11 protein-coding genes are annotated in these 12,972 nt (G+C 45.5%); 7 read left to right on the top strand and 4 right to left on the bottom strand.

Annotation, left to right across the window (positions count from 1 at the left end):
• The first annotated feature begins 18 nt into the window (after window positions 1-18).
• Window positions 19-2,214, top strand: coding sequence for a penicillin-binding transpeptidase domain-containing protein (locus BLS15_RS17690; RefSeq protein WP_175460796.1), 2,196 nt, complete (start codon window positions 19-21; stop codon window positions 2,212-2,214).
• Between the two features lie 193 nt (window positions 2,215-2,407).
• On the opposite strand, the gene BLS15_RS17685 is transcribed toward BLS15_RS17690, so the two are convergent.
• The 3 genes from BLS15_RS17685 to BLS15_RS17675 form a co-directional block, all read right to left on the bottom strand.
• Window positions 2,408-3,622: an amidohydrolase family protein gene (locus BLS15_RS17685; RefSeq protein WP_090513054.1), complete on the bottom strand. Its 1,215-nt coding sequence runs from the start codon at window positions 3,620-3,622 to the stop codon at window positions 2,408-2,410.
• Window positions 3,619-3,858, bottom strand: a complete 240-nt coding sequence (locus tag BLS15_RS17680) for a hypothetical protein (protein WP_139170685.1) — start codon at window positions 3,856-3,858, stop codon at window positions 3,619-3,621. Before BLS15_RS17680 ends, BLS15_RS17685 begins: the two co-directional genes overlap by 4 nt.
• A gap of 177 nt (window positions 3,859-4,035) precedes the next feature.
• Window positions 4,036-4,362 carry a YkoP family protein gene (locus tag BLS15_RS17675; protein ID WP_235075155.1) on the bottom strand — a complete coding sequence of 109 codons (327 nt, stop codon included), beginning with the start codon at window positions 4,360-4,362 and terminating at the stop codon, window positions 4,036-4,038.
• 408 nt (window positions 4,363-4,770) lie between these two features.
• On the opposite strand from BLS15_RS17675, the gene BLS15_RS17670 reads away from it, so the two are divergent.
• Together BLS15_RS17670 and BLS15_RS17665 are read left to right on the top strand one after the other, a co-directional pair.
• A complete protein-coding gene (locus BLS15_RS17670; RefSeq protein WP_021256018.1) occupies window positions 4,771-5,859 on the top strand; it encodes a DUF3626 domain-containing protein in 1,089 nt (362 codons plus the stop codon).
• A gap of 271 nt (window positions 5,860-6,130) precedes the next feature.
• Window positions 6,131-6,784 carry a FusB/FusC family EF-G-binding protein gene (locus BLS15_RS17665; protein ID WP_021256017.1) on the top strand — a complete coding sequence of 218 codons (654 nt, stop codon included), beginning with the start codon at window positions 6,131-6,133 and terminating at the stop codon, window positions 6,782-6,784.
• A 96-nt stretch (window positions 6,785-6,880) separates the two neighbouring features.
• Here BLS15_RS17665 and BLS15_RS17660 read toward each other — a convergent pair whose 3' ends face one another.
• Window positions 6,881-7,687 carry a divergent polysaccharide deacetylase family protein gene (locus BLS15_RS17660; RefSeq protein WP_368087128.1) on the bottom strand — a complete coding sequence of 269 codons (807 nt, stop codon included), beginning with the start codon at window positions 7,685-7,687 and terminating at the stop codon, window positions 6,881-6,883.
• A gap of 214 nt (window positions 7,688-7,901) precedes the next feature.
• Here BLS15_RS17660 and BLS15_RS17655 point away from each other — a divergent pair, with 214 nt between their 5' ends.
• From BLS15_RS17655 to sigJ, 4 genes are all read left to right on the top strand, one after another.
• Window positions 7,902-9,041 (top strand): amidase domain-containing protein, encoded by a 1,140-nt coding sequence (locus BLS15_RS17655; protein ID WP_028532747.1) that lies wholly within the window; start codon window positions 7,902-7,904, stop codon window positions 9,039-9,041.
• Between the two features lie 92 nt (window positions 9,042-9,133).
• A complete protein-coding gene (locus BLS15_RS17650) occupies window positions 9,134-10,594 on the top strand; it encodes an oligosaccharide flippase family protein (RefSeq protein ID WP_021256014.1) in 1,461 nt (486 codons plus the stop codon).
• Between the two features lie 261 nt (window positions 10,595-10,855).
• On the top strand, window positions 10,856-12,037 hold the full coding sequence (locus BLS15_RS17645) for an NAD(P)/FAD-dependent oxidoreductase (protein ID WP_021256013.1): 1,182 nt from the start codon (window positions 10,856-10,858) through the stop codon (window positions 12,035-12,037).
• Window positions 12,038-12,072: 35 nt separating this feature from the next.
• Window positions 12,073-12,936 carry an RNA polymerase sigma factor SigJ gene (gene sigJ, locus BLS15_RS17640; protein WP_090513045.1) on the top strand — a complete coding sequence of 288 codons (864 nt, stop codon included), beginning with the start codon at window positions 12,073-12,075 and terminating at the stop codon, window positions 12,934-12,936.
• The last annotated feature ends 36 nt before the right edge of the window (window positions 12,937-12,972 follow it).

Here is a 12,972-nt window from a genome sequence, read left to right as displayed (position 1 = left end):
TTTAGAAAGAGGGATAAGGTGATCAAGCGAATAAAGTTGCGCACATTATTGATTGGAGCCATCTTTACGATCTTTTTCGGGGTCATTTTCATTCGGCTGTTCTGGTATCAGGTTATCAATCAATCGTTCTGGATGGAGCAAGCGAGAGATTCGTGGTCCGTGAGGAAGGAGCTGACTCCCATCAGGGGAACGATCTATGATCAGAATGGCGACGTATTGGCCATGGATGCCCGTACTTATACCGTAGCGATAAGCCCCAAGGTGATTCAGGAGCTCCGCAAGAAGGGGGATCTGATCGAGAAACGGATTGATATGGAGCGCATCATCGTAGACAAGTTGCATGCCGTACTGAAAAAGCCTGAGAATGAACTCTTTGAGCTTACACGAAAAATGAGAACAAAGGACGGCAAAGACGAATATTATCCTCAGGTCGAGGTGCGCAATGAAGGATGGAAGTTGGACGACGAAACAGCCAAGAAATTGCGCGAATTTATCGAGGAATTAAAAGATATGACGAAATTGCGCGACGTCGGACTTTACCTGCTGCCCGAGGTCAAGCGGTTCTATGCGAAGAATGCGCTGGCCTCACACGTTCTTGGATATATGGATAAGCAGAACAATCCCATCGGCGGGATTGAGAAAATGTACGATGAACAGCTTCGAGGCACTGTCGGTTTCCTACAATATGAGAAGGATCGGTTAGGAAATAAGCTTCCCACAGCATCGGAAGTATTTCAGCCTTCCCGGGACGGCAGCAACATCTACTTGACGATAGATAGCACGATCCAGCAATATATCGTGAATTCGATGCGCGAGGTGTATAACAAATATACGCCCAAAAGCATGACAGTCATCGCGGCCGATCCGAAAACGGGCGACATCCTGGGACTGGCCAATATGCCGGATTTTGATCCGAATTCCTATTGGAAAGCCAAGGACCTATCCGCTTTTTATAACCATGCAGTCCAATCGCGTTATGAGCCTGGGTCGACGTTCAAAATCGTGACGCTGTCGGCAGCCGTACAGGAGGGCATCTTCAATCCGGATGAAAAGTTCGTGTCTGGCAAAATCATAGCCGGCGGAGTACCCATTGGCGACGTGAATCAGACATGGGGAACGATCACTTATTTAGAGGGTTTGAAGCGATCCAGCAACGTGGCATTCGTCAAGCTAGGCTACGAGAAATTGAAGGAAGAGAAATTGAAATCGTACATCGAGAAATTCGGCTTCGGCAAGAAGACTGAGATTGAAATGCTTGGTGAGAACAGCGGACTGATTCGCTTTGAATATGCGGCAGATGTGGTCGCTGCTTCATACGGCCACGGGCAGGTGCTGGTGACGCCGATCCAGCAGGTTATGGCCGTATCTGCAGTGGCGAATGGCGGAAATCTGATGAAGCCGCATCTTATTCGTAAAATCGAAGATACCGTAAGCGGTGAGGTGTCGGAGCGCAAGCCGGAAATCGTGCGCGAGGTTATCGATCAAAATGTAGCCAAACAAGTAAGTGAATATTTAGAGCAGGTGGTTGCCGATCAAGAGATCGGTACAGGTAGACATGCCTATATCGACGGATATCGCGTCGCAGGCAAGACGGGTACCGCGATCAAGGTTATTAACGGGGAGTATAATAATGACCGCGCGGTCGTATCGTTTATCGGCTTCGCACCCGTAGAGGATCCGCGGATTGTTCTGCTCGTCGTGGTCGATGATCCCAAAGATTTTTACCAAGGCGGCGGCTTCGTCGCTCCTTATATGTTTAAGGATATTGTATCCCAATCCTTGCGCTACATGGGGGTACCCTCCTCTTTGCAGTCGAATCCGAAGTTTAGTGGTAACAAGCTCGGCTCGCGGCCGACCGTACCGACACCCGATATGCAAAACATGAAGGTGCGCGATGCGAAGCAGCAGCTTGCAGAACAAGGTATGGTATTCGATACGATTGGCGCAGGAGATACAGTGAAACGCCAATATCCAAAGCCGGGTGATCCGATGGCTGTCAGACAGCGCATATATTTGCTTACGGATGACCCTGAGAAGCTGCTACTTCCGGACTTTAAGGACAAATCGCTGCGTGAAGTGATGGAAATTACTTCGCTTCTCGGATGGAAGGTACGCGTCGATGGCGAAGGATATGTAGTAGAACAGAAGGAAAGCAGTGAAAACGGCGTGCACGTCCTTCATGTGAAGCTGGAACCGAAGTATCCGGGAGGATGATGTGAAAACGGAATTACGCCACCGTGTTCTGGGATCCAGGAACAAACGCTCCGGGATTAAATCATGTAAAAGTGTAAATTGGTTTGGGTAATGAATCCACAAAAAACAACTTGTAGAGCCTGAATCCTTGTAGGTTCAGGCTCTACAAGTTGAACATAGCGATAGTTGTACGTGACGTATCTCTTACCACAGTTTACTTCTGCTTGCGAGAGAACTCCTTAATAATCGGGTATGTTTTTAGCTTTTTGAGAATCTCTGTCCGATCGATTAGATGCCCATTCATGATGACCGCATGGATTTGGGTTGTGTTGCGGATATCTGCGAGCGGATTCGCGTCTAGCAGGACGAGATCGGCTAGCTTTCCTACCTCTACCGTGCCCTGCTTATCCTCATTTTCTAAATAGCGAGCCGGATTAATCGTGGCAGCCTGAAGGGCTTGCAGCGGACTTAGTCCTGCTTTGACTAGCAGTTGAAGTTCTTCATGCAGGCTAAAGCCGTAATATAGATTTGGCATCAAGTAAGTAGAATCAGTGCCAGCCATAATCGGTACCCCAGCTTCATTCATTTTGCGAACTAATTGCAAATTGTTCTGTTCCAGCTCCTGATGGATAGCAGCCCCTCTTTTATCCTTGTGCCAATTTTCTATTAATGCTGCCCACTTCTTCTGAACAGCAGGTTCTAAGAAGCGCACTCTTTCATCAGGTACCTGCTTATTTAAGCTCGTCATCGTTACAAGTGTAGGAACCTGCCAAGTTTCGTTCCGTTTAAAGATCTCAAACAACTTTCCGGCTTCATTTGCATCATAATGCTTTGCAGCTTTATTTTCGTATTCGAGATACAACAACTGATCCTTGTTAATAATACCCGCTTCTGTATCCTTAACAAGGCTGTTGAAAATACCTGATTTTTTTGATGCTGTAGCAATATGCATCCCATGCAAATGCTCGAAGCTTCTCATACCGTCGTTAGAAGCTTCATCTGCGCGTACAGTAAATGGTAAATGGCCACTTACCGGAAGCTGTAGCTTCCTCGCTTCCTCCATAGCCACAGCATACAGGTCTTTAGGCATGAGGGAGTACATTTTAATTTGATCGACCTGATATGTTTTCAACTGTTGTACAGCTTTGCGAACCGCTGCTTCATTTTTTAAATTATAGTGATGCGAAGGTACCTCATTATTTGGAAATTGATTAATAACTTTACCGGATTGTACAATGCGCGGAGTCAACTTTTCCTGATTATTAATGCTGCGCGTCTCTTGAACATGGTGGAGGCTGGAGCCCATCTCCCTAACACCTGTCACTCCGTTTGCTAACAAGTGGGGGACTGCACTATCCATGTAATTTTCCATGTGGACGTGCATATCCCATAAACCAGGGATAAGATATTTCCCATTAGCTTTGATCACATGGGCATCGTCAGGAACATCAACGTCAGTCGTATTGCTGTAATTTGGTTGCCCTGAATGACTACCGACTGATTTGGTTTAAGCTTGCCTGTCTTCACATCCACTATGATGACGTCCTGCACCATTAAACGATTCTTATTACTTGGATTTGGTGGTTCTATTAAAGAAAAGGCAGGCCGAGCCAGCATTCCCGATAGAACGATCACAATCAACATGATGACACTGTTCTTGAGCAAATACAATCACCCTTTACTCCAATGTGTAGCACACCTAACAGATGGCTCAAGGTGAATATACTCGTTCATTTGTCATCCGGCATAGTGACGAAATGTCATATGACATTTCATCATATTATGTTATCTCGTCTCCATCCAAAATAATATAAATTCCCAAAACTCTCCCTTTCTTTATTGTCATACACTTCCGTATTTATCCATTAACAAGTCTGTAGACATCAGTAAAAATCTAGGATTTTGCTTTGTACAGGTCTTAAGCGGATTGGATACGGACAAAAAATGAATAGGCATTTGGCCGATCCATTTAAAAGCACGATATAACGGATTATGGATCTGTACGATATCGAATCCCAAATGCGTGCATCCTCGATGCAGCATCGTAATACCGATAATGGCCTTAATTTCACGGAATTTTGGATGGGCTTGAATGTGCCGACACACCCCAGGCAAGGACTGCTCTACCGTGCGATAAATAATTCGCCCCTTCTTTACACCATTCTCCATATAAAAAATTTCCGTAAGTAAACGAACATTATGAAGATGTATTTTTACCAATAGATCGCTATGTTCGATGCGTGTCCCATCAGACAGTATGATTGTCTTGCCTCGATACCGGAGTAATCTTACCCTGAAGATATTCGAACGTGATTGCTCAGGAAAGGTCAGTCGGGTTAACGAAAAATATAACGGATCTAACATACTCCATACGAATAATATCAGCATTTTTAGTTTCATATGGTCTAATTTCCCCTTAACGTAGTTAATGATAATTTGGATTAAACAAAAGGATTTTATCCACAGGTTGAAGTTGCAGCGAATTTAGGACTTTACTTGATGCATATCATGTGCCAGGTAATAGGATTAATTAGTATTGTGAGATGATGATATGGAACTTAATAAGGAGGGGAGCGAATGGCTGCAGAATTATCGAATTCGCAGCGAGCCGCGCTGCATTTTGTGGCTACCTATGCGAGAGGCCGAAAAATGAACGCACAGCATACGATAGCGAGCATATTACAAGGTGCCGCCATTTCACAATCCGAATATGACCAAGCTGTACGAATGATAAAGTCATATGCTAGAGTTGCCCTACACTTCCACCCGGACAGACCTGACCTGAACATGAAAAGTGTTGCTGAAGCTCTTTTGGTACAAGGATTGTACAAAAGCCAATTTGAAACGCTTCTATCCAATGGAAGTGTATCTGCTTATCCTGGAGGTGAACGCGATCTTTGGGAGAAAAAGTTGTTTGGCGGCGCCTATCAGTGCGAAGGCACGAGCAATAGCGAGCGTCCCAAATATGGGGCGCTTAACCTTATGCTTCATTCTGACGGGCCCGCTCCTCGATTTGGCTCGTGTTATTTCCTCTTGTCACCCAAAGTATCAACGCGGTGTACCTTCACATATATGGATTCCCATCTAGATCCGTTGGAAATGGGAACCTATGACGAGCTTGATGATATATTGGCGGCTCTCTTAACAGATGCATATCACAATAACTGTGCCATTGGGGACAAAAATCTTAGTCCAAGCAAACTAATTAATCAATTACGATGCAGGCTGGCATGTTCATTTCCCAATCCTTGCTGCAGAGAACCGAGTCGCAATCTGGATGAATATATTGAAGCGCAGATTCATGGCGACCTTTCACTACAGGATGACGTTGATATACTAGTCGCTGATCCCTCCTACATACATACCCACATCGGCAGGACACTGGAGGAAATATGCCGTAAGTATGCAATTGCGCTTTACTGGCATAGGGGATTCTCGTTGTTGGCACATGAGGTGCCTAGTGACTTTAGAGGATCGGCAATGCCATCATTAGCAATGCGCATTGCTCGTGAGGGCAGGGTAGATGCCAGCGTGATAGGCGATGCAGTCATGGAATTAAGGAGCGACCCGACTAAATGGATGGATCGTGGCAGCGATAAGGAAGTACTTCAGGAGTTGAAATTGCTGTGGCATGTACTTGTGAGATATGGGGAGCCCATGCTGTAGCGCTACCTGTTTTTTGTTCGACGGAAAGAGATGAGTTGCAACAACTATCGGTTTTCTTTATACTATTAAGTAACAGGGGAGGTGGCAAGGGATGGCAAAAAACTTTGCCAGAATCAGCAACGACTCATGCAAAGCCTGATTTAGGGGCGATACTTTGCATGGGGCTGGACAATACGAAGGAATGATTGTCGCCCAAGATCGCTTATATCGTTTCTAATAATGGGCTTTGCACCTTATTTCTTTAACTATTCAAAATAAGGAGCTGTAAAGCATGACAACACCATTTATTAGAAACCACCAATATAATTTGATTAAAAAGCAAGCGACTTTGCTTCAACATACTTGTCAGACAGTAGCGGATCACAAGATTGTTGATACAGTACGATACAGCGCGTTCACCAAGATTACAGAGGCGTTCCAGAGTGCAGAAGAGCAGCAGCTTCGTCTGCTTGAGCGGATTACGACACTCGACAAAACGGAAGAATTCTCTCAATTTCTGCTTTCTCTTGAACCTTACCTGATTGAGTTCGAACAGGTAACTGACAAGCAGCTGAAGAAGCTCTATCCGAAGAGTAAGAAGCTGAAGCTTCCGAATATGGAGGGACTGGATCTCCGGCATACGACGTATCTTGGATGGACGGACATTGGAACGAATCGCATGTATCTGATCTATCAGTTAGACGGACGACTTGTCGGTATTGAGGGGAAATTCACCCAAGCAAAGAAGAAGGGTACGTGCTTCCTATGCAATCGACAGGAAGAAGTGGCCTTATTTACAGCAGAAACGAAAACCAAACCAGCGAATGCTACGCCTGATTATTACAAGGCCATTGGTAATTATATGTGCGTGAACAGCCATACCTGCAATCAGAACATTACTGATAAGACAGCGTTGGAAATGTTCATTCGCAGCATTATTGGTTAAGTTTACGAGATAAAGAGGAGGAGGATGTCCATTCGGACATCCTCTTCGTCTATTCTGCATGTTGGAAATCGCCCTATTCTTGGGTTAACACACTTGTTATTTCCGCGGTGCATTACTCTTTAATACAGAGGCTACTTTTTTGAACTGGATATTTTCTTGGTTCATTTTGACCATCTGATCTTTAAGAACCTCAGCTGTAATTCTCCCGCCAGCACCGACATGGCCAATTGCAATACATACATCATGACGGCGGAAATGCTCGCGCATTAGCATGAACTGCTTATGAACAGCCGCCTTCGTATGTACATCATCTAGGAAGATGTGATTCTCTAAGCTGGGAACCTGCACCTCGTTTGCGATCTTGCCAACAATGCTGCGAAAATTAGTATGGCTGTCCACGAAGAAAAGCCCACGTTCTTTGCATACTTTCAACACATTTCGCATAACACGCTCATCAACAGTTGCCTTAGAACCCATATGATTGTTCATGCCTATGGCGTGGGGGACATTATCGATAGCTGCATGTACCCGTTTCTGAATTTCAGCATCGCTCAGATCCGTTGTTATTGCTCCAGGCCCAAGCCAATGTTTCTTGCCTGACAATGCTTCCATCGGCATATGAACGATAACATCATGACCAGCAGCATGCGCACGCTTCGCGTCTCTTTCTGTACTTGGCATGAAGGGCATAACAGCGACAGTTACTTTATAGGGCAGCTCCATAATCTCTGTAGTACCCTTGGCGTTATTCCCGAAATCATCAATAATGATCATTGCCGTTTTTTCTCCGTGCTGCCGATCGGATAAGGATTGTACGTCAACAGGGAATAACGGCAAGCTAAGGAATGCCACTATAAGGCTAAGGGCAATCCGGCATGACAAGCGTTTATTTACATCTTTCACATCAGCACCTGCTTTCTTGCTTGCTTCAATGATATCCTTGCTTATCATTGTTCATCGAAAACGTACAAACCATGCTTATTATTTTTTAGCAGAATCAGTTATTCGATGCAGGGCATAGTAAAAGGGTGCTGTATTTATGTATTTCACGAGCAGGGTGCGAAGTTTATGTGGTCGAAGTGACAAAAGGAAAAAGAGGGAGGAGTTTGTCGTTAACATGTATAGATGGTTTGTTATCCCTATATTCGTTATCGTTTGTGTTGCTGTATCCTCCATACCGCAATACGCATTCTCCGCAGAACAGCAAACAGTAGATAATGAGCTTACAACATTTATTCAGCAATTATTTGCGAATCGAGCCAAATATTTACTTCGTCAGGAAGATGGGCTGCTCCGCGATTTTTATATGCCTGAACGCGCATCAAGCATGAGGGCGATGAAGCATGAACAGATGCGTGCACAATATGTACAAATGTGGGTGAAGCATAGGCAACTTCAATTGGCGGATGCTGCTAGCAGCCCAAGAGTAATTCGGGCGAAAAAACGTAATGATCAGGTATTTGTCTCCGCTGTAGATTCATTGCGTCTCGGATATACGTACAATCAACCGTCAAGTCAAGTCGAGCACTTCGGGATAGGTACGCGGCATGCGCTTACCCTGATAAGGAAGAATGGATCGTGGAAGGTACTGCGAGAATGGTATTTAGACCCTCTGGAAGAGAATCCTGATCTAATCCCGAAATTAACCGAGTTACCGCGCAATTCAGCGTCTAATCGGGTTAATGCCAAGACAAACCAAGCATCGGGTCTACATTCAACTTCAACTCGCTACAACCGTGATAAGGCTATTGATTATGCGAATAAATACGCAGGAATAGCTTGGGGGGCTGGTAACAATCATCGCTACAATCCTAGATATCGGGATTATACCGGGCAAGGAGGGGATTGTACCAATTTTGCTTCCCAATGTATTGGCGATCAAGAAGGCGGTGGATTGCGCATGAAGGGTGGATGGCATCACTATCGCTCAGGCGGCAGTAAAGCATGGGTACAGACCGATGCTTTCAAAAACTTCCTCATATATAGCGGGTACGGCAAAGTCATCAAAAAAGGAACCTACACTACAATTGTCCAGACCAGCAATCAGCATCCAAATGGCGCTTGGGCTGGTCTTAAGGCGGGAGACCTGATTGGGTACGAGCTTAATGGCGATATCGATCATTTTTCGATTGTAGTTGGCTTTGATGCTCAAGGTTATCCACTCGTGAATTCACACACTGCCGATCGTTACCGAGTGCCTTTTGACCTAGGCTGGGATAAATATACGATGTACTGGCTCATCCATATCCGTGATTAGCTTGGCAGTACTGGTCAACACTTCGGCACATACCTCGTCCACTCCGATCATACAATGATGAGGACAAGAAGGAGTGGTCGGAAGGTGAACGAATGTTGTTGTCATCACTCGTAAAGCAAACTGCACTTCGAAGTGCAGTTCTCGTCATTGGTAAAGGAATAGGCCTTGCAGGCAGAGTAGCCATAACAAGAATGCTCGGTGCAGAAGGCATTGGGTTATACCAGATTGCCTATTCCTTCTTTGGCATGGCCTTGATGGTTATTTCCGGAGGGTTGCCTACTACGCTCGCCTTATTCACAGCGAAGCAGACTGATCGAGGTTGGAGGGTATTCCAGCTTTTATCCGTTTATACTGCATTGATTGGGATGGGTCTCGCATTTTGGACACAATACTATGCGAACAACATTGCTGTGCTAATTGGAGATATTGAACTTGCATGGGCGCTGCGAGCCCTAGCCCCGGCATTAATCGCTGTACCACTTCTCCAATTAGCACGCGGTTATATGCAGGGAATCCGCAGCTACGAAGCGATTTCCTTGTCCGAATTAACGGAGCAAGCAGTGCGGATTACGGTACTGATTACTTTCGTAAGCCTGTACGCGGCTCAAGGAGTAGGTCGAGCCATAGGTTACGGGTTGTATGGCACGACAATTGCAGCTATTGCTGCGTTTTTGTTTTTGACGATATATGCATCTTCCACACGGCGTGCGGCGATAATGATCACATATTCCCCATTGAGCAAAGAAGGGTTAGGCCTTTTTCTAAGATCCTCCTTCGTTATCGGTTGCACGCGAATGCTTGTACCACTTTCAGACTTCATTGACTCCATCCTTATTCCGAACAGATTGCAGGCTGCAGGGTATTCTATATCAGATTCAATCGCAATGTATGGCATTATTACAGGAATGGCTGCTGTCATCGTCTATATGCCGACGATGATAACGGCATCTGTCTCTTATACGGTAACGATGAAGATAGCAGCTAAACACGAAGCAGGCATGGAGAGCGGGCGAGATATCGAACGAATTCTCCGATTTGTCTGGACATGGGGAATCATTAGCGGACTTTTTATTTTCCTGTATGCGAAGGAAGCGGCAATACTCCTATTCGGCGTGGAAGCTGCAGCTGAGCCTATTCGATACCTATGTGCAATCCCTCTTATTGTTGGGTTGCGTGAACTTACCACGAGTATCCTGTGGGCCCAAGAGCGCAAGCGGACTCCATTAACGGGACTTGCACTGGGAATCGGCCTATCCGTCTTGCTTCAATTCTTTATTGTTGCAATTCCAGGGTTTGGGTACAGAGGAGCTGCGATTGGAATTCTTCTTATGGAAACGGTAGCCGTTCTTTGGAATTTGCATGCGCTTCGGAATGCTAACGTAACCTTATTCACAATTAAGTGGGTAGGATGGGATCTCATATTGTTTTCTTGTATCCTGTTTGTCCTCATCTCACCCCTTATTAAGGAAGGGCAACTAACATTGATTGTTCTAAGTGCACTTTTCTATTGGATAAGCGCAGCTTTCCTTATCGTTATAAGATACCGCAAGTAGAAATTTGCAGAATGATAGCGAGATAGGGAGCCCCCTGTGTTCCAAATCATGTTAGAAATTTACACAGGGGGTTATCATCAGGACTACATAAGTGCCTCCTTGTATATATCAGTCATCTCAGCATCAGTCTATCCGCGAATCCCTATAATGCTCACGGCTATATCCCAAATTCGATAGAAACAAAACAAATCCATTTTCTTCTGTCACAAACAGCTGTGCTATGTCGTTCTATGTGCAAATCGATCTTAAGGAGAGAAGCACATGAGAGAACAGACATGCATCATTATTGGAGGCGGCTATGCCGGATTAAATGCTGCACACGCGATGTCAAGTAGTATGAAGGGCATGAAAGACTCCTCCCTTCATATTTTTCTTATTGACCAGCAAGCACATCATTTGCGTAAAGTACTCCTTTTCAAGCCTACCGCCACAGACTCGACCATTACGGTTCCATGGTCGGATGTATTGCCGAGCAGAGTTACATTCATTCAAGGGAGTGTTACTTCCATACAAGGAGCCAACAAGCATGTACTATACGAAGGCCGGGATGGCCAATTACATCGTATCTCCTATGACTTTCTCATTGTTGCTCTTGGGAGTACTATTCGTAAACCGGTTGAAGAACAAGGAGGAATTGCACTTACTCATGAACATGCAGCATTGCAGATCCAACAGCAATGGCGAAGCAATATACAGAAGGCAGCAGGAATACAAGATCAGCTCGAACGCAAGCGTCTCATGTCGGTTGCTGTAGTAGGAGCAGGAATTAGTGGCATTGAGACTGCTGCCGAATTAGCTTACGCAATGCGGATGGAGGCTATTGAGCTCGGATTAGCTGCGAATGACGTTCGAGTTTCTTTAATAAATGCGCAGGAGCGGTTATTCACCGAAGGCCCCTTGAAGGTAGCTGCCAAGTTGGAAGCTGCACTGAACGAGTTAGGTGTTGCTGTAATTCACCACAGTCGAGCAAGTCATGCAAGGGATGGTATGCTGCACCTTGATGGCTGTGATCCGCTGCCAGTTGGCTTATGTATTTGGACACTGGGACTTCAGCCTAATCCAGTCCTTCGTTCACTTGGTTTACCCGTAACTGAAGAAGGGAAAGTCATCGTAGATGCAAGCTATCGAGTTCATGGCCTCCCGGGAGTATATAGTATCGGTGATTGTGCGCATATCGTTGATCCGAAGAATGGTAGTCCAGATCGTATGACATGCAAGGAAGCTATTCCACAAGCAAATCGGCTAGCCAAAATCATAGCAGCAGACATTGCCCATCGTCCTGCGCCATTACACCAGTCTTATATGGAGTTATTTTGTATTGGCCTAGGTCCAGAAAGTGGATTGGTGTGGTGCCGGCAATGGGGAATAGATTTCGTACTGACAGGCAAGCTCGGATGGAAGATACGAAAGTTCACCTGGGATTCTGCTAGTTTGATAAAATAATGGCATCAATTGTGATTACAAGGGAGAAGGACAATATGGATACGACAGAACTTTATCATCAATATAAAGCACTGCTGTTCACACTTGCCTATCAGTTGACTGGTTCAACTGTTGACGCAGAAGATGTTGTGCAAGAGGTATTCGTCAAAATCCATAAGTTGAACGGAAATGAGCTTGAACAACCGAAGGCATATTTGTGCAAAATGGTTACGAATCAGTGCTATGATTTGCTAAAATCGGCTCAGCGCCGACGAGAGCAATATTTCGGTACTTGGCTGCCAGAGCCTGTTGCGACAACCTACGAGGATCCGATGAATTCAATTGTACGTTCTGATTTGCTATCCTACGCGATGCTTGTGCTGCTTGAACGATTAGCGCCTGTGGAACGCACGATCTTCATCTTGCGTGAAGCGCTCGGGTTCGACTATCCCGCAATTGCACAAATTGTGAATAAAAATGAGGTGAATTGCCGCAAGTTGTTAAGCCGAGCCCGCAATAAGATGGGAATTTCGGAGGAGGAGCCTATCCCTCATGAGCTGGCTAGTGAGGAATGGGTAATGCGTTTATTACAAGCACTGAGGTCGAATAGCGTGGATGCCGTCGTGTCTATGCTGCATGAAGATATCGTTGTTCTGTCTGATGGAGGCGGCAAGGTGTCGGCTGCTGCACATCCAATTACAACGCCAGAACGAGTCGCACAATTCCTCATCGGACTTATGAAGAAGACTGTCCAACAAGAGAACCTGTTGCATTATGAAATTACCTCTATTAATGGGCAAGCGGGAGTGATCGTTCATACCGATGGACGACCCGACACCGTTATCCTGCTTCATTCGGAGGGGGCTGCCATTCGCAATATCTATTTCGTACGCAACCCAGATAAGCTTGTACGACTCTAATAGTGGATGACCCCTCATAAAATCAGACTGAGAGCC

It is taken from the genome of Paenibacillus sp. cl6col (assembly GCF_900102125.1).
Lineage (GTDB): Bacteria > Bacillota > Bacilli > Paenibacillales > Paenibacillaceae > Paenibacillus_B > Paenibacillus_B suaedae.
This window is presented reverse-complemented; position numbering and strand designations above follow the sequence as displayed.

Coding starts and splice junctions, on each gene's coding strand:
- BLS15_RS17665 (WP_021256017.1), top strand. CDS start 6,131: ATGACAACACCATTTATTAGAAACCACCAATATAATTTGATTAAAAAG.
- BLS15_RS17650 (WP_021256014.1), top strand. CDS start 9,134: ATGTTGTTGTCATCACTCGTAAAGCAAACTGCACTTCGAAGTGCAGTT.
- BLS15_RS17645 (WP_021256013.1), top strand. CDS start 10,856: ATGAGAGAACAGACATGCATCATTATTGGAGGCGGCTATGCCGGATTA.
- BLS15_RS17675 (WP_235075155.1), bottom strand. CDS start 4,362: ATGGAGAATGGTGTAAAGAAGGGGCGAATTATTTATCGCACGGTAGAG.
- BLS15_RS17670 (WP_021256018.1), top strand. CDS start 4,771: ATGGCTGCAGAATTATCGAATTCGCAGCGAGCCGCGCTGCATTTTGTG.
- BLS15_RS17655 (WP_028532747.1), top strand. CDS start 7,902: ATGTATAGATGGTTTGTTATCCCTATATTCGTTATCGTTTGTGTTGCT.
- sigJ (WP_090513045.1), top strand. CDS start 12,073: ATGGATACGACAGAACTTTATCATCAATATAAAGCACTGCTGTTCACA.